At 69.7% G+C, this 20,949-nt stretch carries 19 protein-coding genes and 2 pseudogenes; 9 read left to right on the plus strand and 12 right to left on the minus strand.

All coding sequences use genetic code 11. The annotated features are described in order from the left end of the window. The first annotated feature begins 269 nt into the window (after nucleotides 1-269). The gene (locus OG299_RS41675) at nucleotides 270-1,520 is read left to right on the plus strand and encodes an MFS transporter (protein ID WP_266637083.1); all 1,251 of its coding nucleotides are present in this window, start codon (nucleotides 270-272) and stop codon (nucleotides 1,518-1,520) included. A 136-nt stretch (nucleotides 1,521-1,656) separates the two neighbouring features. Here OG299_RS41675 and OG299_RS41680 read toward each other — a convergent pair whose 3' ends face one another. The 3 genes and pseudogenes from OG299_RS41680 to OG299_RS41695 all read right to left on the minus strand — a co-directional run bounded on the left by OG299_RS41680 (nucleotide 1,657) and on the right by OG299_RS41695 (nucleotide 4,532). After that, nucleotides 1,657-2,967, minus strand: a complete 1,311-nt coding sequence (locus tag OG299_RS41680; protein WP_327364875.1) for a PIG-L family deacetylase — start codon at nucleotides 2,965-2,967, stop codon at nucleotides 1,657-1,659. Between the two features lie 326 nt (nucleotides 2,968-3,293). Beyond that, nucleotides 3,294-3,679: pseudogene (locus tag OG299_RS42990) on the minus strand (Tn3 family transposase); the annotation flags it as partial. 373 nt (nucleotides 3,680-4,052) lie between these two features. Next, nucleotides 4,053-4,532, minus strand: a complete 480-nt coding sequence (locus OG299_RS41695; protein ID WP_327364877.1) for a MarR family winged helix-turn-helix transcriptional regulator — start codon at nucleotides 4,530-4,532, stop codon at nucleotides 4,053-4,055. Between the two features lie 238 nt (nucleotides 4,533-4,770). Here OG299_RS41695 and OG299_RS41700 point away from each other — a divergent pair, with 238 nt between their 5' ends. Further along, nucleotides 4,771-6,126, plus strand: a complete 1,356-nt coding sequence (locus OG299_RS41700; RefSeq protein ID WP_327365008.1) for an MFS transporter — start codon at nucleotides 4,771-4,773, stop codon at nucleotides 6,124-6,126. Nucleotides 6,127-6,459: 333 nt separating this feature from the next. Here the strand turns inward: OG299_RS41700 and OG299_RS41705 are convergent, their stop codons facing one another. After that, complete coding sequence (locus tag OG299_RS41705) at nucleotides 6,460-6,657, minus strand: peptidoglycan-binding domain-containing protein (RefSeq protein ID WP_327364878.1); 198 nt, start codon at nucleotides 6,655-6,657, stop codon at nucleotides 6,460-6,462. Between the two features lie 545 nt (nucleotides 6,658-7,202). Between OG299_RS41705 and OG299_RS41710 the strand changes: the two genes are divergently transcribed. The 3 genes from OG299_RS41710 (at nucleotide 7,203) to OG299_RS42995 (ending at nucleotide 8,872) form a co-directional block, all read left to right on the plus strand. Then, the gene (locus OG299_RS41710) at nucleotides 7,203-7,421 is read left to right on the plus strand and encodes a hypothetical protein (RefSeq protein WP_327364879.1); all 219 of its coding nucleotides are present in this window, start codon (nucleotides 7,203-7,205) and stop codon (nucleotides 7,419-7,421) included. A 163-nt stretch (nucleotides 7,422-7,584) separates the two neighbouring features. Then, complete coding sequence (locus OG299_RS41715; RefSeq protein ID WP_327364880.1) at nucleotides 7,585-8,445, plus strand: GNAT family N-acetyltransferase; 861 nt, start codon at nucleotides 7,585-7,587, stop codon at nucleotides 8,443-8,445. 244 nt (nucleotides 8,446-8,689) lie between these two features. After that, the gene (locus tag OG299_RS42995) at nucleotides 8,690-8,872 is read left to right on the plus strand and encodes a hypothetical protein (protein ID WP_442817625.1); all 183 of its coding nucleotides are present in this window, start codon (nucleotides 8,690-8,692) and stop codon (nucleotides 8,870-8,872) included. Nucleotides 8,873-8,966: 94 nt separating this feature from the next. Here OG299_RS42995 and OG299_RS41725 read toward each other — a convergent pair whose 3' ends face one another. The 4 genes and pseudogenes from OG299_RS41725 to OG299_RS41740 form a co-directional block, all read right to left on the minus strand. Continuing rightward, nucleotides 8,967-9,260 (minus strand): DUF1330 domain-containing protein, encoded by a 294-nt coding sequence (locus OG299_RS41725; protein WP_266637094.1) that lies wholly within the window; start codon nucleotides 9,258-9,260, stop codon nucleotides 8,967-8,969. A gap of 106 nt (nucleotides 9,261-9,366) precedes the next feature. After that, nucleotides 9,367-10,239 carry a PhzF family phenazine biosynthesis protein gene (locus tag OG299_RS41730; protein ID WP_327364882.1) on the minus strand — a complete coding sequence of 291 codons (873 nt, stop codon included), beginning with the start codon at nucleotides 10,237-10,239 and terminating at the stop codon, nucleotides 9,367-9,369. Next, nucleotides 10,227-11,120: a carboxylating nicotinate-nucleotide diphosphorylase gene (gene nadC, locus OG299_RS41735; RefSeq protein WP_327364883.1), complete on the minus strand. Its 894-nt coding sequence runs from the start codon at nucleotides 11,118-11,120 to the stop codon at nucleotides 10,227-10,229. Before nadC ends, OG299_RS41730 begins: the two co-directional genes overlap by 13 nt. A gap of 17 nt (nucleotides 11,121-11,137) precedes the next feature. Next, a pseudogene (locus OG299_RS41740) lies at nucleotides 11,138-11,341 on the minus strand (dihydrolipoyl dehydrogenase); the annotation flags it as partial. A 178-nt stretch (nucleotides 11,342-11,519) separates the two neighbouring features. Here OG299_RS41740 and OG299_RS41745 point away from each other — a divergent pair. Continuing rightward, a complete protein-coding gene (locus OG299_RS41745; protein ID WP_327364884.1) occupies nucleotides 11,520-12,482 on the plus strand; it encodes a LysR family transcriptional regulator in 963 nt (320 codons plus the stop codon). Here the strand turns inward: OG299_RS41745 and OG299_RS41750 are convergent. After that, nucleotides 12,422-12,607, minus strand: a complete 186-nt coding sequence (locus tag OG299_RS41750) for an MmyB family transcriptional regulator (RefSeq protein WP_327364885.1) — start codon at nucleotides 12,605-12,607, stop codon at nucleotides 12,422-12,424. The genes OG299_RS41745 and OG299_RS41750 overlap by 61 nt on opposite strands. Nucleotides 12,608-12,739: 132 nt before the next feature. On the opposite strand from OG299_RS41750, the gene OG299_RS41755 reads away from it, so the two are divergent. Beyond that, the gene (locus tag OG299_RS41755) at nucleotides 12,740-13,279 is read left to right on the plus strand and encodes a serine integrase family protein (RefSeq protein ID WP_327364886.1); all 540 of its coding nucleotides are present in this window, start codon (nucleotides 12,740-12,742) and stop codon (nucleotides 13,277-13,279) included. 147 nt (nucleotides 13,280-13,426) lie between these two features. On the opposite strand, the gene OG299_RS41760 is transcribed toward OG299_RS41755, so the two are convergent. Together OG299_RS41760 and OG299_RS41765 are read right to left on the minus strand one after the other, a co-directional pair. Beyond that, complete coding sequence (locus OG299_RS41760; RefSeq protein ID WP_327364887.1) at nucleotides 13,427-14,923, minus strand: phospholipase A2; 1,497 nt, start codon at nucleotides 14,921-14,923, stop codon at nucleotides 13,427-13,429. A 216-nt stretch (nucleotides 14,924-15,139) separates the two neighbouring features. Next, the gene (locus OG299_RS41765) at nucleotides 15,140-16,963 is read right to left on the minus strand and encodes an RICIN domain-containing protein (protein WP_327364888.1); all 1,824 of its coding nucleotides are present in this window, start codon (nucleotides 16,961-16,963) and stop codon (nucleotides 15,140-15,142) included. Nucleotides 16,964-17,196: 233 nt separating this feature from the next. Here OG299_RS41765 and OG299_RS41770 point away from each other — a divergent pair, with 233 nt between their 5' ends. Then, nucleotides 17,197-18,363 (plus strand): RICIN domain-containing protein, encoded by a 1,167-nt coding sequence (locus OG299_RS41770; RefSeq protein ID WP_327364889.1) that lies wholly within the window; start codon nucleotides 17,197-17,199, stop codon nucleotides 18,361-18,363. 172 nt (nucleotides 18,364-18,535) lie between these two features. Next, nucleotides 18,536-19,342, plus strand: coding sequence for a hypothetical protein (locus tag OG299_RS41775; RefSeq protein WP_327364890.1), 807 nt, complete (start codon nucleotides 18,536-18,538; stop codon nucleotides 19,340-19,342). A gap of 348 nt (nucleotides 19,343-19,690) precedes the next feature. Here the strand turns inward: OG299_RS41775 and OG299_RS41780 are convergent, their stop codons facing one another. Further along, nucleotides 19,691-20,896, minus strand: coding sequence for a transglycosylase family protein (locus OG299_RS41780; protein WP_327364891.1), 1,206 nt, complete (start codon nucleotides 20,894-20,896; stop codon nucleotides 19,691-19,693). Between the last annotated feature and the right edge of the window lie 53 nt (nucleotides 20,897-20,949).

Genomic DNA, 20,949 nt, shown 5'->3' on the forward strand with positions numbered 1-20,949 from the left:
GATCGATCATCTGTACGGCTTCATTACGTTCGGCAAGCTCGAGCGCGGCCAACTGCGCGAGCTTGCCCCTGGGATGGGACGGGACGGGAGGCCCGCTCCGCCGTGGAGGGGCTCGCGGTCGCCCTGAACGTGGTGGCGTCCGCCGGGATGAAGACCTGTACCAGGACTCCATGCTTCCTCACAGCACGGGGTGAACCGCTCGGGCCGCTGTCCATGTCCAGTGGGAAGGTGCTGCGGATGGTTCTGCGACCGCTGCTAGCCTGCCGTCCATGATCAAAGGCGGCCTGGCAGGCCGAATAGGCCGCATGGCGGGGGACAGCCGACCGGAGCGCGTGCTGATCGCTGCCAGTTTCGTCAACCGGGTCGGCAACGGCCTGTTCAACGCGGCGTCGGCGCTGTACTTCACCTTGGTCGTGGGCCTGCCCGCGGTTCAGGTCGGCGCCGCGCTCACCATCGCCGGAGTGATCGGCTTGTGCGCGGGGATACCCGGAGGACATCTCGCCGACCGGCGCGGGGCGCGCACGATCATGATGCTGGCCCTCGCGGTCCAGGCGATGTCGATGGCGGCCCTCGTCCTCGTCGAGAGCTGGGCCGCGCTCACGATCATCGCGACGGTCGACCAGATCGCCGCGGCGGCCGGCGGGGCGGCCTGGGGCGCTCTGGTGGCCCGGGTCGGGGCCGATCGCCCGGCGCTGTTCCGGGCGAAGTTGCGCACCTTCGTCAACCTGGGCGTCATTCTCGGAACGGTGGGTGCCGGGCTGGCGCTGGCCGCGGACACCCGCGGCGCTTACGTCACGCTGATCATCGGCAACGCGGCGAGCTTCGCCCTGTGTGCGGTGCTTCTGCTCCTGCTGCCCCGCTATCCGGTGCTGGCAGCACCGCCGCAGCTGCGTCGCTGGCTCGCTTTCACGGACCGCCCGTTCCTGACGTTCGCCGCCCTCTACGGGGCCATGGGACTGCAATACCCGGTGGTTTCCCTGCTCCTGCCGATCTGGATCTCGGAGCACACCGAAGCGCCGCGTTGGACGGTGGCCGCTCTGTTCGCCGTCAATGCCGCCTTCTGCGTACTGATGCAGACCAGGATCGGCTCCCGTATCGAAACCCCGTACGACGGCGGCAGGGCGTTTCGCACCGCGGGACTGCTCTTCCTCGTCAGCTGCCCGATGATGGCGCTGGCGGCGTACACCCCGGTCTGGGCGGCGGCGGGGCTGGTCCTGGCAGCGATTTTCGTCCATAGCCTGGGAGAGGTCTGGGAGTCCTCGGCGGGCTTCGCCCTGGGCTTCGGTCTTGCCCCCGAACACGCCCAGGGTCAGTACCAAGGTCTCCTCGGCCTCGGTTTCAGCGCGGGCCAGGCTCTTGCGCCCGCGATCCTCACCACGGTGGTGCTGGGCCTTGGCACGGCGGGCTGGCTGGTGCTGGCGTTGTTCTTCGCGGCGCTGGGTGCTGCCGGCCCCTCTCTTGCCCGTTGGGGCATGCGCACCCGGCCGCAGCCTGACGTTGCTGCAGAGGTGACGGGATGACCGGGGAGCAGTGCATCACGCTTCCGGTGGAGCAGTGACATGGCATGGGTGGCCTGGCCGCCCGTACGGCGAGATGTGGGCCGGGCCCGCGGGTCCACCGCATTGAGTTGTCGCCGCACGGGCCCACCCCAGCCTCCTACCAGAGCCAGCGCAGTTCGGGCTGATAGGGGAAACACGCCTGCAGGGTGAGGCGGGGGGCGAGTTCTGCCAGGTCGTCCTGGTGGAGGCACCGCTCGCCCGACCCGATCCTGCCGTCGGCGTCGCGCCACCAGGTTTGGCCGCTCGACCCGTTGCAGGACGCCACGCCCAGAGCGGCGGTCAGGCAGCCGTCGGACCCGGCGGCCTTGAGGGCGCCATCGACGAAGGCCCACTGCTGGGCGGGGCTGCCGTCACAGTCCTCCGTCGTCACCGCGCCCGCGGGCCGCCCGACGCCGAGAGTCAGACACCGCTCGACGGCGACCCGCTCTGCGGTACGGCCGATGACCGACATGACCTCCCCGGGGGTGGGCCGCCGGTGCATCCTGCTGTGCTCCCTTTCCATCCACTGCCGATAGCTCCGGCTCAGTGTGATCCGGGGCGGGCAGGGCAGCGTGATGCATCCTGCGTACGCGGCGTAGGTCTTGTATACGGCTTTCTTGTCGCGCTGCTGCCGCGGTGTGAGGTTCGGCGGCAGCAGCGGCAGACCGTAGCCGACGTACGGCGTGACGGCAGGACGGGCGGGGGACAGGAAGGCAGCCCTCCGAAACAGCCGTCCGGTGATCTCGTGATCGCTGTGATCGGCCGGATCCACCGGGCCGACCCCGAACGTGGCGCTGTCGTAGTCCAGCGTCAGAACGTGTTCCGCCTTGCGCAGGGTGAGTACCCCGGACAGGACAGAGGTCAGTTCGGCCTCCGTGTAGGGCCTGGTCCCGTCCACCGGTCTCATGGCGGGTGACTGCCCCCGGAACAGCTTCAGCAGGCTCTGCCGCGCGTACCGCGGACTGCCGACCCCCCTCGGGAACCCGTCGGGAAGTCGCAGGAAGACCAGCCGTACGTCGGGGCGGCCGGCCAGGACGTAGGACACCAGGTCGCGCCCGCGCACCGTGAGATCTGCCCGGAACCAGTGGTTCGCGGCGCCTGCCATACGCGCGTAAGCCGCCCGCAGACCCCGCTCCCGACGGCGTACGTAGGAGTCGCCGCCGGCGAACGGGCGCCCGGCGTCCCCAGCCGTCAGATAGACGGTGCCGACAAAACACCGGGCGCGTATGAGCCGTTGAACCTCGGGGCTGATGAAGAGGAGGTCGTCGTCCTGGTGCGCCACGCCCGCCAGCGTGGGCCGACACCCCGTGTCCGGCTCCACGCCCCGGCGGACCCCGGCGCTTCCCACGCCGTGCGCATGGCCGATCCCGACCGGCAGGGTCGAAGTGATCGCCGCGCCGAGGGCCAGCCCCAGAGCGACCAGACGCACCCGCGAGCGATACCGCTGGACTCCTCGCGGCGGCGAGCAGGGGGAGCGCCCCGACCCCGCGCATCTGCTGCCGTCGAGCGGCTCAGACCTCACCTCGGATCCCTTCGGCTGACGCGTGGCACGCCGTACCGCGAGCGGCACGGCGCGCGCTGTCGGGCCGCCTGCGCCCGATTCTACGAATGAGCGTCCGATGGCTGCGACACGATTGGGCCGACCGGTGGACGAGCCGGAACACGGCCCATCCCCTCCCGCGGCAGCGGCATTCTCCGAGTAAGAGCGACGTGTGACAGTGACCCCGCGATCCGCCGTCACCCTGACGGCAGCTGTCAGTCCTCCGCACCATCCTCGTCGTCGAGCCCGGTCACGACCGGGTCGCGCAGCGGACGCAACCCGCTGCCGGCCGGGACCGAAGCACGGATGCTGTAGCGGCCCAGTACGTCGAGATTCATGTGCTTGAGCGGGGAGAGCCGGGGGGACGTCCTCGTCGAGTACGTCGTGCTCGCGCTGGTTGTCAGGCAGGGCCTGTAACTGGGCGACGGCGGCGTCCAGGCAGCGGGTCGGCCGGCTTGTGGCGGGACTCCTGGACGGTGAGCAGCCGGTTCATCCGCCGCCGGTAGGTGTCGTCGACCGGGTCGACTACTCGGAGCAGGTGCAGGGTCTTCACGCGCTCTTGCCCATGACTGACACAGGCGGCGGCAAGTGGTACATCCCTCTCGACCCTGAGCACGCGTTCCCGTTGGTTCGCGCACCTGGGTCTGCCCAGCCCCGACACCGTGCCGCACCCGCGCACCGGCAGCGTCTGGCCGTCGTGCATCGGGGACGAGCGCAGGTCCGTACTCCAGAGGGAGGGTCAGGGCGAGGGTGGCGGCGCCGCAGCAGGTTGATGATCACGGACCTGGATGTAGCGGTCGGGCTGGTGGTTGCACCCAGCCGGGAAGTGCTTCGTAGCTGCAGCAGTTCATGAGTCTTGAACTCCAGCTGCGGCCACGAAGCCTGACAGGGTTGCTCACGCTCACGCGTTCGGCCACCCGTACACCGTGACAGCGGTCCGCGGTTCGCCGTCCTGCAAGGCCTCGGCCGGCGCGTCACATCCGCGCGCGGCGCGCCGGGCGGGGGCTTTCGGAGGGGGATTCCAGGTCGCCTTCGACGAGTTGCTTCAGGACGCGCAGAAGGTCTTCGCGATCGGCGGCCGCAAGGGAGGCGAGGGCGTCGGCGTGGACCTTGTCGACGATGCGCTGGCTCTGGACGGCGACGGCGGCACCCTGCCCGGTGACCGCGATGATGCGGGCGCGGCGGTCCTTGCTGGACGGCCGCCGCTCGGCCAGCCCGGCCTTCTCGAGGGCATCGACGGTGACGACCATCGTCGTCTTGTCCATGTCGCCGATCTCGGCGAGCTGGATCTGGGTCCGCTCCTCCTCCAGGGCATGCACGAGGACGCAGTGCATGCGGGCGGTGAGGCCGATCTCGGCGAGGGCGGCGGCCATGCGGGTCCGCAGGACGTGGCTGGTGTGGTCCAGGAGGAAGGAGAGGTCGGGCTCGGTCCGGGCGGGCGCCATCGCAGTCATGCCTCCAGTCTAGCAATTCGATCCGAAATAAATCGTCTGCAACGAAACTATCTGCTACGGTCTCACCAGTCGCCCTCGCTGACACCGACCGGAGAAGCCCATGCCTGCCGTCACGGATGCCCCCGTCCCCCTCGACACCACCTCCGACACCACCTCCGACACCACCTCCGACTCCTCCCCGGCGGCCGTTCACCGGCTGCGCTCCCGCTGGACAGCCCTCGCCGTGCTCTCCACCGGCATGCTGATGACCGTCCTCGACGGCAGCATCGTCACCGTTGCCATGCCCGCCATCCAGAACGACCTGGACTTCACCCCCGGCGGCCTCAGCTGGGTGGTCAACGCCTACCTGATCGCCTTCGGCAGCCTGCTGCTGCTCGCCGGTCGCCTGGGCGACCTGATCGGCCGCAAGCGCATGTTCCTGGCCGGGACCGCCGTCTTCACCGCCGCCTCGGTGCTCGCCGGCTTCGCCGCCTCCCCCGCGGTGCTCATCGCCGCCCGCTTCCTCCAGGGGCTCGGCAGTGCGATGGCCTCGGCCGTCAGTCTCGGCATTCTGATCACCCTGTTCACCGAGTCCCGCGAGCGTGCCAGGGCGATCGCCGTCTTCTCCTTCACCGGCGCGGCCGGAGCCTCCCTGGGCCAGGTGCTCGGCGGCATCCTCACGGACGCCCTCGACTGGCACTGGATCTTCTTCATCAACCTGCCCATCGGCCTCGCCGCGCTGCTGTTGGCCGCCCCCGCGCTCCCCGCCGACAGCACCCGGGGAGGTCCGGGCCTGCGCGACGGGGCCGATGTGCTCGGCGCCGCGCTCGTCACCGCCGGGCTCATGCTGGGCATCTACACCGTCGTCAAGGTCGAGCAGTACGGCTGGGTCTCCGCGCACACCCTCGGCGGCGGGGCGCTCACCCTGGCCCTGCTGGCCGCCTTCACCCTGCGCCAGGCCAAGACCCGGACCCCACTGATGCCGCTGCACATCTTCCGCTCGCGCACCGTGGTCGGCGCGAACCTCGTCCAGATGCTGATGGTGGCCGCGCTGTTCTCCTTCCAGATCCTGGTCGCCCTCTACCTCCAGAAGGTCCTGGGCTACGGGGCCGCCGCAACGGGCCTGGCCATGCTCCCGGCCGCCGCTGTCATCGGCGCAGTCTCCCTCGGGGTCTCGGCCCGGCTGAACGCCCGCTTCGGCGAGCGCGCCGTCCTGTTGGCCGGTCTCGCCCTGCTGATCCTGGCGCTCGGCCTGCTGACCCGACTGCCGGTCCACGCCGACTACGTCACCGACCTGCTGCCGGTGATGCTGCTGGCCGCCGGCTTCGGCCTCGCCCTGCCCGCCCTCACCACACTGGGCATGTCCGGCGCCGGCGAACAGGACGCGGGACTCGCCTCCGGCCTCTTCAACACGACCCAGCAGATCGGAATGGCCCTCGGAGTCGCGGTCCTCTCCACCCTGGCGGCCTCGCGCACCGAAAGCCTGGAATCCGCCGGCCACACCACGGCCGCATCACTGACCGGCGGTTACCACCTGGCCTTCGCAGTCGGCGCCGGCCTGCTCCTGACCGCCGCCACCCTCGCCGCAACCCTCCTGCGGAGCCCGCGCCGCTGACGGCCAGGAGTCAGCGATCGACCTGATTTGCGGTGCGGGACCTGAAGAGGCCCGCACCGACGTGGAGGCCCTGGAACGTTCGCGCGATCAGGGAGCTGTACCCCGACCGACCGGGAAGCCGCCGACGCACGAGGAGCCGCAGACGGTGGAGGAGCCCACCCGGGGCGGGCCCACGGGTCCCGCCCCGGGTTCTGGTGACCATCCTGCTGGCTCGGGGCACGGCCCCAGCCGGTCGGCTCGCGGTGTGGCCCGCCGCCGCAGCTCATAAGGGCGACTGGCCGGCTGCGGCAGCCCGCGTGGAGGCCGAACAGGCTTCTGGCTCCGGGCGGAGGATCAGAACTTCAGGCAGGTGATCTGGGAGGAGTAGCTCGGCCAGTACATGGCCGCCCGGGTCTGGGGGCCGTACACGCCGTCCACGGGGAGCCCAACCCGGGCCTGGAAGTCACGTACGGCCTGAGTCGTTTGAGGGCCGTACTGGCCGTCCTTACTGAGGCCGTTGGCTCCATTGCACCACTGGAGTGCGGTCTGCATCTTGAACACCCCCAGATTCAGAGGCCCCCAGACCCAGGCCCTGGCGCATGATGCAGTTCACCGAACCGTCCGAACTCACTGGAACCTCGATTCGGCCGCCGGCCACCGCAACCGTGTTGTACGAGGTACACGTCGGGGTCGCGGCACTCGCGGACGGGGCAAGACCGATGAGGGCGCCTATCGATGCAGCAGTCATGCTCAGAGCGGTGAGACGACGCTTCCCAGACTCTCCTGATACGGGGTGCAGAAGAGAATCCGGGAGACCCCCGTGATGTCCCGAACAGAAGTGGCCTTCAGGCCAGTTCATGATCATCTTACCGGCGCCCAGCGGCTCTTCCGGTACTCGTCCGCCTCCCGCTGAGGCGCCCAGATCTTCGCAGGGCCCCCGCCCCAGCGCATGCGGCGCGGTCGCGTCTGCGACCGGTCAGTGTGGGGCCTCGATGACCGTGGCGCCGCACGAGGTGGATTGAAGAACGCGGTGAGCGTCTTCTCGGCGGCTGCGTGACGGGACAGCTCCAGACCGCCAATGAGTGGTGATCACTTTGATGCCTACGGCCGCGACGGCGCTCGCCGTGCTTCCGCGGTCCCTGCCGACCCGCGCGGCGGCGCCTCCAGCCGCCCCGGACCACAGGCCCCCGACCGGTCCCGACGACACGGACACCGACACCGATGCCGGGCAGGAGCCGGTCATCGGCCTGACCGCCGTCCGGGCACGGGAGAAGTCCCGCACCGACGTTGAGGCCATGGACTTCACCGTCGAGTAGAACCTGGCCCTGAAGCGCAGGTACAGAGTCGGCTGCCTGGCCTCACCCAAGCCCGAGCCGCCGCGCACAAGACAGCGCGGGCCAACGATCTGGTGAGCGATTCCCGGCCGAGCATCCCTGCGGGCAGTGCGAAAATGAAGTGGCGTTGATGATGCCTTGTTGCTTGGATGCCGGCGTGACTTCTGCCGGTTTTGACGATCATCCCGAGCGGGCCTTGCTGGACCGGCTCGAGGAGTACTACGACGCAGTCCCGCGCCACGGCGCCCGTGTCGAGGACTACGGGCCGCTCACCTTGTTCGTGCGGGAAGGCCAGGGCTGGCCCTTCTACGCACGTCCCGCACGGGGATGGTCCGGCCCGCTGGAGGTCACTGACGTGCAGAAGGTCCGTGCCCGCCAGCGGGAGCTGGGGATCCCGGAAAGTTTCGAATGGGTCGCCGAGACCACGCCCAGGCTGCGGGCAGCAGTCGAGGCCTCGGGACTCGTGGTCCACGAACATCCGCTGATGGTGCTCGATCCATGTACTCCGGCAGCGTCGGCGGACTGGTTGTCCGGCAACATATCGGTGCAGGTCGTAGGCGCGGACGACCCCGTACTGCCCAGCGCCCTGGCCGTTCCTCACCTCGCCTTCGCCGAGCCTGGAACCCACGTCGGTCTCGCGGGAACACCGCAATTGGCGGAAGCGGTCGACACCCGTGTCGCCGACGGATCGGTGGAACGCGCGATGGTGCGTATCCGGGCAGGTCTGACGGTGGTCGCTGCAGCTGTCGAACACGGGTTGGCGCTGTCCGCGGGCCAGCACCAACCGCTCGCAGGAGTCAGCGAGATCGTCGGCGTCGGAACGCTTCCCTCTGCTCGCCGTCGCGGTCTCGCACTCGCGGTCACCGCGGCACTGGTGGCCGACGCCCGCTCACGGGGAGCGGAAACCGTCTTCCTGTCGGCAGGTGACGACGACGTCGCGCAGATCTACGCCCGACTCGGCTTCCGCCGGATCGGCACGGCGCTGATCGCCGAGCCTGTCGAATAGGTCCACTCCGTCCGCTCCGCAGCGGTGTTGCCTCTCACCAACATTTCCGGGCTCTGTGGGGTATGACCGAGATACGCGCCAAAGGGGCAACGGGATGATCTTGAAGCCCTGAGCGCCCGTCGGCCGTCACCCATTCGGCTCAGTGTCATTGGTGGTGATGTAGAGCGTCGTCTGGGGCGGCTTATGGGGTGTTTCCCGGCGCATCGCGGAGATCGTCCGCCAGCTGCTGGAAGAGGGATGGGAGATCGACCCGGAAGACCTGGCGCACATCTCGCCGTACCTGACCGAACACATCAACCGGTTCGGCGAGTACAGCATCCACGAACCCGGCATCCAGCCCGAGGCGTACGACCCGAAACTCGATGTCGACTTCACCCCGCTGCGCGAGCAGGACCTGACCGCCGCCGGTGTCGGCCAGGCTGCCTGAGCCGTGAGGGAACCAGCTGGTGACGCCCTTCACGGGAGCGGGCCGGTATACCCCAGAATCCTGCTGCTTCAGTGAAGATCCGACCGGACCTCGGTCAGTCGATGCCTTCGACGATGCGGAAGTCGCGCTCGACGCCGTCGGAGAGGGCGGCCAGCGCCTCCTGGTAGGCCGCACTCTCGTGCGCCGCGACGGCCTGCTCGAAGCTGTCGAACTCGATCAGGACGGTGCGCTCGGCGATTCCGGCGTCATGCGCCACGACGCGACCGCCACGGACGAAGGTCCGACCGCCCCCGGCCTTGACGGCCGGACCGGCCAGCTTGTTGTAAGCAGCCAGCTTCTCAGGGTCTGAAATGGTGCGGTAGACGCTGACCCAGTAGCCCTTGGGCATGGAACCTCCAGTGTTGGGATGAGTGCATCTGACTTACGGGTTGGTCTCGGACGAGCGTCGGCGGCCGTCCTTGTTGGTCTGCTGACCACCGCGAGTCGCCTTCGTGTCAGCCGAGCCGGGGAAGGCGGACGGCGCGCGCGATCTCTGCGGCGCCGCCCAGGCGGATCAGGGTGCCGGACGCGCTGCGTTGTGCGTTGGCGATGATCGTAGACGGACGGCCGAGGTGATCGCCCATGTCGACCGCGATGCCGGTGACGCCCTGATCCGCGAGATACGCGGCCAGACATGCGGTGCTGTTGGCGTTGGCGACATCCTCGGGGACGCCGATCGACGGGGCGAACATCCGGGCCGCCGCCCGACCGTCCGCATCGGGGATCGAGTAGGCGTAGCAGCCCAGCAGTCCGTAGCGGTCACAGGCATGGCGCAGTGCCGTAAAGTCCGGACGGAGTTCGGCCAGCACGGTGCGCGATCGCACGGGTAACAGGAGCCGTGGCCGGCCGGGTGAGGCCACACAGGCGCCGTCGGGAAGGGCTTCGCTCATCAGGCCGAGGGCGGTCGCGATCGCCCGGAGTTCGGGTTCCCCGGCGTCCCGCGGGCTGATCGGGCCCGGGTCGAAAGTGGCCGTCAGGTCGTCGTGTTCACGCGTCGCCCAGCCTTCGAATACGCGATGTGTGGTGTGCAGCGCGGCCCGGTAATCGCCGTCGCCGCCGTAGCGCAGAGCGAGCAGCGCCAGTGCGGCGACTGTGCCGTGACCGCAGGCGGGCAACTCGCCTTCGCCGGTGAAGAACCGGAGCCGATACGACGGTCGAGCCTGATCCCCGCCGTCCACCGCAGCGATGAAGACCGCGTGCGAGGTGCCTGTCGCAGCAGGGATGCGCCGTCGCTCGGCAACGGTGAAGGGCGCGTCGTCGAGAACGGCGGTCGGACTGCCGCCCTGGCCCTGCCGCCGGCACGCGTCGACGATCGTCACCTCGGGCATGGCGCCGCGTCCATCGTGATCAGCATCGTCAGGTCGAGCGCGGGCGCGCTGTGCGTCAGGGCGCCGATCGAGATGAGGTCGACGCCGGCATCGGCAAGGGCGCGAACCCGGTCCAGGGTGACGTTGCCGGAGGCCTCAAGGAGGATCTCCGAACCGCCGGAACGGCCGGCCCTCATTCGCATCACTTCTTCGACGTCGGCCACCTCCATGTTGTCGAGCATGAGCCAGCCGGCTCCCGCGTCCATGGCTTCGCGGGCCTGCGCAACGGTCTGCACTTCGACGTCGATCGGTAGGCTCGTCCCGGAATCGGCCATTCCCTTCCGGACCGCATTGATCGCCGCGGTCACCCCGCCCGCCGCGGTGATGTGGTTCTCCTTCAGCAGGACCATCGCCGCCAGGGTGAGCCGGTGGTTGCTGCCGCCGCCGGCGGTGACGGCGTACTTGTCCAGCGCCCGCAGCCCCGGGGCGGTCTTGCGGGTGTCCAGGATCCGCGCCGGGGTTCCGGCCACGGCTTGGACGAAGCCGTCGGTGACAGTGGCGATGCCGCACAGGCGCTGCAGGAAGTTCAGCACCGTGCGCTCGGCGGTGATCAGGCTGCGAGCCGATCCGGTCAGCCGCACCAGGACGTCCCCGGCCTGCACCCGCTCGCCGTCCGCGACCAGGGTCTCGACCTCGACCTCCGGGGCGGTCTGGGCGAAGACTTCGTGGACCACGGGGATTCCGGCGGCGACACCGGGCTGGCGGGTGCTGATCTCGGCGGTGGCGATCAGATCGGCCGGGACGCTCCACAAGGTGGTGATGTCGTCGGCGGCCCTGTCCTGCGTCAAGGCGGCGGCCACACTGGCCCGCGCTGCCGACGCGGAGAAATCGGCGATCTTCATGGGCGGTTCCTCAGCTCTCAGAGATTGATCATCGGACCGACGAGGCCGTGGACGGCTTCCTTGACGGCTTCCCCGAGCGTCGGGTGGGCATGGATGTTCCTGGCGATCTCGTGTGCTGTGAGATCCCACATCCGTGCCGGCGTCAGCTCGGGCAGGAGCTCGGTGACCTCCGGCCCAGTCATATGAGCGCCCAGCAACTCGCCGCGCTCGGCGTCGCCGAGCGGCGGCAACGAACCCGACGCCAGCGTGGGAAAAGGCATCGTCCATGACGTGTTGCTCCGTTCAACAGGACCGGATCGATGGTTCGGCCCCATCAAAACCCCCGCGATCCGGTCCACGCCAATAGCCCCACGAGGCCACCCCATAGGCTCGGACCTATCGCGAGAGCAAGGAGCGGACATGCACGACCACCAAGGCGTCGAACTTCGTCATCTCCGCTACTTCGTCACCGTCGCCGAGGAGGGCACGATGACGGAGGCCGCACGGGTGCTGCGGATCGCGCAGCCCAGCCTGAGCCAGCAGATCAGCGCCCTGGAACGCCGAGTCGGGGCCAAGCTGTTCCACCGCAGGCCCAAGGGGATGGAGCTGACCGAGGGCGGCCGGATCCTGTACGCGAGCGCCAGTCGTACCCTGGCCGAGATCGAGTCGTCGCTGGTGCAGGCGCGCGACGCGCGCTGTCCGGTGCACGTAGGGGTCTGCGGCACCGTTCCGGAGCACCTGCTGGCGCGGGTCGAGCGGGTCCTGGCCGAAGACGGATCCCCGGACGTCGAGTTCGCCGAGGCCGACTCCCGGCAGCAGCTCGACCTGTTGCGGACCGGCACCCTGGCCTTCGGGGTGATGCGCGTCTTCCACGACATCGACGACCTGGCCACGCTGACTCTGGCCGACGAGCCGCTTGGCGTGCTGCTGCGCCCCGACCACCCGCTGGCCGACCACGCGGCCCTGTCCTGGGCCGACCTCGCGGGCCAGGAACTGCTGTGGTTCCCGGCCGAGCGCAACCCGTACTTCGCCGAAGGCGTCCTGGCCCACCTCTCCGGCCACGGCTGGTCGCCACGGCTACGTACCGTCGACGCGCACAGTCGGGCCCTGTACCGCCACCACCTGCGCAACAGCCAGAACCTGATCACCCTGCGAGCCCGGAGCGCCGTCACGGCGGATGCCGGGATGGCATGGCGACCGTTCGTGTCCGACCCGCCGCGCGAACGCTTCGTCCTGGTCACTCTCGGCGACAGCCCTTGGGCGGGGTTGTTGGCTCGCTTGGGCGGCCGGTCATCCGATGACGGCGGCATCGGTGGAACCGGTCAGCGCGCGGCGAGCTTCCCGAGCGCCGCCTCGTCGGCGCTGCCGGGCTCGGCCTGGTAGACCGTCATCCGCTGGCCGTCGTCGCCGAATCGCACGACCTCGATGACCAGCGTCAGGTCGCCGACCTCGGGGCGCCGGAAGTGCTTGGGTTCGCCGCGCCGCACCCGTACCTCGCGGCGATGCACACGCCCCCCGGTGCGGGCGTGGGTTCGGACTTACTCGTCCAGGATCGTTGTGCCCCTGGCGGCAAACGATCCTTTGGCGACAGGGCGCCGCCGCGTCCAATGAACCCGTGCCATACCGTGCACATTTCCGAGATGTTCCGCCTCGTCCGCGGCACGCAGCACATCCTCGACGTGCTCGACGTCCTCCACCGCGACCGTCTCGCGCTGCGCATCCACGACGGCGCGTTCTCCGCGATGGACCTCACCGCCCGCCACCCGCGCACCGGTGAGCTGCTGTCCGCGGTGAAGTTCATGGTGCAGACCCTCGCGGCCGCCGGCGAGCTCCAGCGCGACCTGCAGCGCGAGCTGACCTACGACGGGCTGCGGGCCGCCGAGGCCAAGGGCAACAAGGGCGGCCGACGCCCGGCCGTCACGGCCGAGAAGACGGACGCCGTCCGTACGGCCTACCTGGAAGGCCGGTCCATCGCCGCCCTGGCCCGCGAATACGCGGTCAGCCGCGGCGCGATCCGCACCGCCGTCGCCGACCTCCTGCCCGAACCCGCTGCCGCCGGCGCCGAAGATGCCCGGCCCCGGAGCTGCCGATCATCCTCGACATGCCGGGGAGGGTCGCCGACTTCCTCCGCACCGCTGCGCTGGAGCCCGCCGAGCGCACCGCGCTTGCTGAAGGTGTGAAGGTGCGGCGCGGCCAGGGCTACACCCTCCGCGTCAGCGCCACCCCCGCAGGCCGGGCCGTCGCGCCGGCCGGCGCAAGCAGTGTCGCGTTCCAGCTGGGGCCAGCTGGAACGCGACGGCCTCCAGGTCGTGACCCCGAGGCTCAGGTCACCGCCGTGCCCCTGGCGGGGGCCCGCCGAGGCCCTTGAAAATGTCTACGATGAAGCTGTGGGGGACGGCCGAGACGGCTGCCACACCCTTGTAGTACGCCATGGCGGTGGACTGGCACAGTTGCTGCGATCCGGGGAACCGGTCCTTGCAGGTCTCGAGCATGTCGTCCCGCAGGATCGTGTCGATGTGCCTCTGACCGTCGGGGTCGTCGAGGAAGGCCTGCTCCCCGTACATGTCGCGGTAGTTGCGGGACAGGAAGTCGTGTCGGGCGCAGGCGTTGCGGAAGTCGTACTCCTGGAAGGGGATGTCGCGTACCACGTTGCAGTAGTTCGTGGACCACCGGAATTCGAAGGGGTCGGGGACGCCGCGCAGGTGTTCGTCGTTGGCGGTCGTCCAGACCTTGCGGCTTTCGTCGCCGCTCTGGTTCATGCTCTTGAAGCGGGCGGTCTTCTCCGCGCGGGACGGGGCGGGGCCGGCAGCCGGTGCTCCCAGGGTGGTCCACTTTTCCGTGGCGCCGTTGCCGGTGTACTTCTGGACGGAGCGGTGGTCGGGGGCGAGGCGGTAGAGCAGGTTGCCGTTCGTGGCGAAGGCGGCCGCCGGGCCGCTGAGGCGGTTCCACAGGCCGGGGCGGCCGTTGTACTTGTAGAGGTCGCCGCCTCGGTCGGTGGCGTAGAGGGTGTTGCTGGCGAAGATGTTTCCGGCGGGCCCGCCGACGGTCCGCCACTTCTTCTTGTCCGCGTCGTACTCGACCACCGAGGTCCGGTCGGGGGTCAGTCCGTAGAAGTTGTTGTCGGTGACGGCGAACGTGGCGCCGGGGCCGCCGACGGCACTCCACTTTCCGTCGTACTTGTAGATGTTGCCGGTGTCCGGGTTGGTGGCGTACAGGGTGCTGTCCGGGCCGGCGTAGAGGTCCTTGGCGCGGTCGCCGACCTTCTTCCACGTCTCGCCCCGGCCGCTGTACTCCATGACCATGGAGCCGTTGGTGCTGATGCCGTAGAGATGTTTGGTGGTGGCGGCGAAGGTGGCACCGGGGCCGCCGATGCGCGGCCAGTCCCCCGGTTCACCGCTGTACTTGGTGATGTCGCCGCTGCCGGTGGCGATGGCGTACACGCTGTCACCGCCGGCGTAGAGCTTCTGGGTGGCGCCGCGCACCTTGAGCCAGTTGTTCTGGTCGGGCGACCACTCGTAGACGGCCTGGTGGTTGGCAGCCAGGGCGTAGACGGAGTCCGAGGCGGCCACGATCTGCTCCAAGTCCACGGCGGCGATGCCGTCGTGGGCGGTGGACGCGGCGGCGATGGCCACGGTGTCGGGCTTGCCCTGCACCGCGCTGCTCTGGGTGGTGCCCAGGTGGGTGGCGCCCCAGCCCACGCCGCCCGACAGGGCGGCTACCAGCGACCAGCACAGCATGCGTGATGCCTTGCGGCGGGGGGCCGGCACGGGGTGGTGCGCGTTGGCGCCCTGCCCCGTACGCCGGCTGCGGAAGAGCGAAGTCATTTCGGGTGGCCTCCTGTGTCGAACCTGACGACTTGGACGCCACAGTGGGCAGCAGGCCCGTTTGTCCGTTGTCCGGAAGGGTGAAACCCCAGGTCAGCGGGTGGACAAATGCAATAGTCCGCGGACTATGCGGCCCTCGGGCCGGGGCAGGGGCGTGTCCGCTTCCGGCCAGGCGTGTCGGCCTGGCCGGCGGACGGTCGTGTTTGCGCGGCCGGTTCAGTTCCAGGTTTGGGTGGGGGTGCCGTCGCAGGGCTGCTGGGTGGCCAGGACACCGTCGCCCTGGCCCCGGATGGTCAGGCACTTCCCGGAATTCGCGTTGACCAGGCTCCACCCACCGCCCGGCTGAGCCTGCCAGCGCCAGCTCTGCGTGGCCGAGCCATTGCACGTCCACTGATTCGCGGCAGCACCGTCATCCACGGAATCACGCCGGATCTCCAGACACTTCCCCGAATCCATGTGCACCAGCGTCGTCCACCCGGCCGGGTTGGTCGTGGACCACTTCTGACTGGACGAGTTGTTGCAGCTCCACTGGTTCGCCGTCGCCCCGTCATCACCCGAACTGCGACGGATCTCCAAGCACATCTGCGTACCCGCGTTCACCCACGCCCGCGGCCCCGACCCCACCACCGCCGAAGCCGGCGGCACAGGCTGCGGCACCTGACTCCTCGACGCCACCGCCGACGGCCCCTCCGACTTCGGCTTCGCGACGGGTTGGGTGTCCTCCTCCGACAGGTCCGATGCGGACGGGGTGGGCGTCGGTTCGGTGGAGGGTGCGGGTATTTGGAGGTCGGGGATCCCGGTGGACGGTGTCGTGGGGCCGGTCACGGGTGCGGTGGGGGTGTTGAGGCGGGCTTCCGGGTTGCGGTCCTCGGCGGATCCTTTCTGGTTGCCGCCGATGAGTACGCCGCCGAGCACGCAGGCGGCGATCAGGACGGCGACGCCGGCTCCGGTCAGCAGCCGCCGCCCGCCGCCGGTGGCTGCCGGCTCCTCGCCGCTGTCTGGGGGGCCGGTCTTCGCATCGGGGGAGTCCCGGGCGTCGCTGCTGTCGGCGGAGCTGACGGCCGGGCTGTCGGCCGACGGGGTGTCCGCGATCCCGCCCCCACCCGCCGTCGCCTTCCGGTCTCCCGCATGTTTTCCCTCGACGGCGTTCCGGGACGCGCCGGGCGCCAGGATCTCCTCGCCTGCGCCCGCACCACCGTCCCGGTTCTCGTCGCCGTCCTGGTCCTCGCCGCCGTCCCGGCTGTCGTCGCCGCGCACGGCCGCACTGCCGCCGTCGTCTTCCTCTGCGCTGTCACCCGAGACACTCGTCGCGTCCGCTTCAGGGGCTTCGGCGTCCGGCGCCGGGCTGCCAGCGGTCCACAGGCGCAGGGCGTCCTGCTGCCGGGCGACGGTGTCGTGGAGCTCGGCGAGGCTGCCCACGAGTTCGCTGCCCGACCCCGCTGCGGCAGCCGCGTCCTCATCGGCGGTCTCGTCCGCGGCCTCGGACTGGGCCGCACCGTACGCCTTCAGCGTCGCGTCCCGCACCCGGCGCGCCTCGGCGACGTGCTGGCGCAGTACGTCGAGCTGGGCCGCGATGGTCTCCATCGGTCCGCCGGGAAAGTCCGTGGGCCCCGGGTCGGCTGACTGCTTCGCCGCCTCGTCCTGCAGCACGTCGATCCGGGCAAGGAGCACCTTGATCAGACGGCCCATATCAGCGATGTCCTGCTGGGCCCGCTGCAGCGCCTCGCCCCATCCTGTGGCGGGCCGGCTCTCGGCCTTCGCAGTCATGGCCAGCTCGTGGAGGTGACGGGCCTTGGCCAGCATGGCCGCCCGGCCGCGGGCATCGCGCACGCGGTCCTTGACCACGCTGTTGAGCCGAGGCAGGGGAATGACCTGGGCCCCCGACCGGTACTCGCCCCAGAGCGTCTTACCGCCCTCGTAGCTCTCGGCGAGGTCACGCAGGCTCATGCCGTCGGTCAGCTCCCGCAGGAACCGAGCCAAAGCGTTGGCCGCCTCCGTCGCCCCCTTCGAGTCCCCTTGCGGGCGCCCTGCCTTGACCATCTCTCCCCCTTGCGTTGTCCGCGGACAATCCCTGTTGTCCACTCCCGCCGAACCCCTGAACTGCCCAGATGCCGTACCGGACACCGGCCAACCCCGCCGCGCACCCAATCTGGGTGCAGTGCCCGGGCCCTGCCGTCCGCGAAGCCGCCGCGCGTTGCTGTCCCGTGCGCGATACCGGTTCCAGGCGACACAGAACAGGCCCCGGCAGCCGCCGTCCACCAGGGGGAGTCCAGTTGTCTCAAATACGTGTGCCGGTGGCCGTCGCGGTGGCGGCCGTCCTGGCCTGCCTCGTCGCCGCGTTCGTGACGGCGCCGCCCGCCCGCCCCGGCATACAGTCCGGCGGCACGATCGACATGGCGGCGGCATCGCTGCAGGCCAAGACCGGTGGCCCCATCACCCGCGAGCAGGTGATCCAGAGGGCCCAGTCGTGGGTGGACCAAAAGGTCCCCTACAGCCAGGCGAGTTCATGGCCCGAAAAAGCCACGGGGCGAGCATGGAGACAGGACTGCTCCGGGTTCGTCTCCATGGCCTGGATGCTCCCGGCCAGCGAGACCACCCAAACCCTCCCGGGTTCGGCCAAACAGATCAGCACCTCCGAACTCCGCCCCGGCGACATCCTGAACTCGCCGGCTCACGTGGTGCTCTTCGCCGGGTGGACCGACAAGGCGAAAGGCACCTTCACGTACTACCAGGAGAGCAACCCCCGCACCCCCACGAACAAATCGACCGGCAGCCTGAACGCCGACCGCCTCGCCGGCCACCCCCGCAACAGCTACACCGCGCTGCGCTACACCCGCATCGTCGACGACCCAGCCGAACCCGCCCCGGCGGCGCCCGCGTCGTCCCCCTCGGCACCACCGACGAAGACCGCCGTGCCCGAGCCCAAGGCGAAGCCGGCCGCCAAGCCGACCGCGAAGCCGAAGTCGGAGGGGCCGTCGGCGGTGGCGTCGAGGAGTCAGGTGCCGCAGCCTGTGCCGCCGGCTTCGGCGGTGGTGGGGTCGGGGCCGCGGGCGTGGGTGAACGCGGGTACGCAGATGTGCTTGGAGATCCGTCGCAGTTCGGGTGATGACGGGGCGACGGCGAACCAGTGGAGCTGCAACAACTCGTCCAGTCAGAAGTGGTCCACGACCAACCCGGCCGGGTGGACGACGCTGGTGCACATGGATTCGGGGAAGTGTCTGGAGATCCGGCGTGATTCCGTGGATGACGGTGCTGCCGCGAATCAGTGGACGTGCAATGGCTCGGCCACGCAGAGCTGGCGCTGGCAGGCTCAGCCGGGCGGTGGGTGGAGCCTGGTCAACGCGAATTCCGGGAAGTGCCTGACCATCCGGGGCCAGGGCGACGGTGTCCTGGCCACCCAGCAGCCCTGCGACGGCACCCCCACCCAAACCTGGAACTGAAGGCTCCGAGAACGCGCGGAGACGCGGGAGCCCGAGCCTGGCGCGGTTCGGACTACCGGCAGAAATCGAATGACACACGAAGGGAGACGCCCAAATGACACATCTATCCCCGCAGCAGCATGCGACGTGGCGAAGGGGGCTGCGATCGGTCGCACTGGCGGCCGTGGTCTTCGTGGGCGCCGTCGCCTGTGGCGCAGGAGGGTCAGCGGACAAGCCGCCGGGAGGACAAGCGCCGCAGTCCGCCCGAACGACCTCGACCCCGGACAGGGAAAAGGAGCTGAACGCGCCGGTCGCTACGGGAATCGCCTCGCTGACCAGGGGCAACCTCACCCTGCTGGCCTTCTACGACCCCTCGACGGGCCGGCAGACCTTCGGCACGTGGCTGCCGCAGTACTCCGAGGAGAATCCGTGGAAGCGCTACAGCTTCTCGCCGGACTGGAAGCGGTACGCCTGGGTGAAAGACGGTGACCTGTTCGTCGGCAGCTTCACCGGCTCGGCGATGGTCTCGCGGTACGACGAGACACCGGGCACAAAGATCGGTGGCAAGCCCACGTTCAACGGCGGCAAGCGCGCCTACCGCCAGCCCCGCTTCAGCGCGGACGGCAAAAAGATCTACGTCCTGGCCAACGACGAGAAGGTGTACTCCGCCGACCCCGCCTCCCCGGACCAGCTCACCGAAGAAGCCACCCTCGAGCAGGGAAGTTTCTTCGGCGGCAGAAGCGAACTCCTCTGGGACCTTGCAGCCGACGGCAAAGTCGTCAAGCGGCCCGCTGCCGTGCACCCTGATCGGGGCGCTCAGGTAACCAGTCCGGACGGAACCAAGACACTCCTCTCCAACGGCGCCGGCTGGTTCCTCAAGACGAACGGCGCAACGGGCGACCCCGCGCTCGCCTTCGAAACGTTCACCGACGACACGAAGAAGCCCGTCGGAAGCGGACCCGACCCCGGCATGACCATCGACCTGATCGGGTGGTACTGAGCCGACCCCTTGGTCCGCCCCTCGTCCATCTGCGCAGCGTCAGATGGACGAGGGGCGGTCTCCATCGGAGATCGGCACGACTCGTACGGTCCCGCTGCGGCCTCTCTGTGAAGGCCCCCGAGACCCGCGCCCCGCGTCTGAGCCGCTCCCCGCCCGCCATGACCGGCGGCGGCTCCGTAGCCCTCGACGGGCGTACCAAAGCGGATCTTCCCACGTGCCCCGGCACCGTCTCGGTCCTCGTCAGCGAGTCGGTCGGACTGACACGCGACCCGTGGATGAGGCCTACAGCAGTGCGGCCGGGACGACGTGTTCGTCGTCCCGGCCGCTCAGGTGGGCGTTCTGCTGTGGCTACTCGAAGGAGAGGGAGCCCTGGCCGGGCTGGCTGAGGTAGTTCTGCCAGCCGGAGGAGAGGGGGAGGTTGGCGCCGAAGCTGGTGCCGGAGCCGAGGTGGGTGGCGACGGTGCCGTCGGTGCCCTGGATGATCAGGTCGGCCTTGCCGTCGCCGTTGATGTCCGCGTAGTAGAGCCGGCCTTGGCCGGGCTGGCTGAGGTAGTTCTGCCACCCGGAGGACAGGGGGAGGTTGGCGCCGAAGCTGGTGCCGGAGCCGAGGTGGGTGGCGATTGTCCCGTCGGTGCCCTGGATGACCAGGTCGGCTTTGCCGTCGCCGTTGATGTCGGGGAAGGACAGGCGGCCTTGGCCGGGCTGGCTGAGGTAGTTCTGCCACCCGGAGGACAGGGGGAGGTTGGCGCCGAAGCTGGTGCCGGAGCCGAGGTGGGTGGCGATTGTCCCGTCGGTGCCCTGGATGACCAGGTCGGCTTTGCCGTCGCCGTTGATGTCGGGGAAGGACAGCCGGCCCTGGCCGGGCTGGCCGAGGTAGTTCTGCCAGCCCGAGGAGATCGGGACGCTCGCACCGAAGCTGGTGCCGGATCCGTTGTTGAAGCGGACGCCGAGCGTGCCGTCGGTGCCGAGGACGAGCAGGTCCTTCTTTCCGTCGCCGTTGATGTCGGCGTAGTACAGCCGGCCCTGACCCGCGCCGCCGAGGTAGTTCTGCCAGCCGGCGCTGACCGTGGTGCTCGCACCGAAGCTCGTTCCGGAACCGGGCCGGAGTCCGATCGTCCCATCCGTGCTCAACACCATCAGATCGGCCTTGCCGTCACCGGTGATGTCCGCGCGGGTGGAGGCGGGAGGGTACGGGTCGGCGTGGTCGTCGCCGAGGCCGGCTTTGGGGCCACAGGTGGGCCATGCTCCCTGGCCCTGGGAGGCGAGCACCTTTTCGGCGATGAGGATCTGTTGCTGCTTGGTGGCCAGATCGGCGCGGGCGGCGTAGTCCGCTCCGCCGTAGGAGTTCCAGGTGCCGGCGGTGAACTGCAGTCCGCCGTAGAAGCCGTTGCCGGTGTTGATGGACCAGTTGCCGCCGCTCTCGCAGCTGGCGACCTTGTCCCAGGTGGTGACGGACGCGGCCTGCGCGGTGCCGGAGCCGAGCAGCGGCAGGAGCGCCAAGGGGGCGGCGGCCAGGGCGAACAAGGCCTTGCGGACGCGGGGCGATATGGACACAGGGTTCTTCCCATCAGGGAGCAGGTGCGCCGGGCTGGACAGGGCGGGCAGGC

The sequence above is a fragment of the Streptomyces sp. NBC_01296 genome (assembly GCF_035984415.1).
GTDB lineage: Bacteria > Actinomycetota > Actinomycetes > Streptomycetales > Streptomycetaceae > Streptomyces.

What these genes read in the sequence shown, in the direction of transcription:
- OG299_RS41675 (WP_266637083.1), top strand. Translation starts at nt 270, where the DNA reads ATGATCAAAGGCGGCCTGGCAGGCCGAATAGGCCGCATGGCGGGGGAC.
- OG299_RS41695 (WP_327364877.1), bottom strand. Translation starts at nt 4,532, where the DNA reads ATGACTGCGATGGCGCCCGCCCGGACCGAGCCCGACCTCTCCTTCCTC.
- OG299_RS41700 (WP_327365008.1), top strand. Translation starts at nt 4,771, where the DNA reads ATGCTGATGACCGTCCTCGACGGCAGCATCGTCACCGTTGCCATGCCC.
- OG299_RS41705 (WP_327364878.1), bottom strand. Translation starts at nt 6,657, where the DNA reads ATGCAGACCGCACTCCAGTGGTGCAATGGAGCCAACGGCCTCAGTAAG.
- OG299_RS41710 (WP_327364879.1), top strand. Translation starts at nt 7,203, where the DNA reads ATGCCTACGGCCGCGACGGCGCTCGCCGTGCTTCCGCGGTCCCTGCCG.
- OG299_RS41725 (WP_266637094.1), bottom strand. Translation starts at nt 9,260, where the DNA reads ATGCCCAAGGGCTACTGGGTCAGCGTCTACCGCACCATTTCAGACCCT.
- OG299_RS41730 (WP_327364882.1), bottom strand. Translation starts at nt 10,239, where the DNA reads ATGCCCGAGGTGACGATCGTCGACGCGTGCCGGCGGCAGGGCCAGGGC.
- nadC (WP_327364883.1), bottom strand. Translation starts at nt 11,120, where the DNA reads ATGAAGATCGCCGATTTCTCCGCGTCGGCAGCGCGGGCCAGTGTGGCC.
- OG299_RS41745 (WP_327364884.1), top strand. Translation starts at nt 11,520, where the DNA reads ATGCACGACCACCAAGGCGTCGAACTTCGTCATCTCCGCTACTTCGTC.
- OG299_RS41755 (WP_327364886.1), top strand. Translation starts at nt 12,740, where the DNA reads ATGTTCCGCCTCGTCCGCGGCACGCAGCACATCCTCGACGTGCTCGAC.
- OG299_RS41760 (WP_327364887.1), bottom strand. Translation starts at nt 14,923, where the DNA reads ATGACTTCGCTCTTCCGCAGCCGGCGTACGGGGCAGGGCGCCAACGCG.
- OG299_RS41765 (WP_327364888.1), bottom strand. Translation starts at nt 16,963, where the DNA reads ATGGTCAAGGCAGGGCGCCCGCAAGGGGACTCGAAGGGGGCGACGGAG.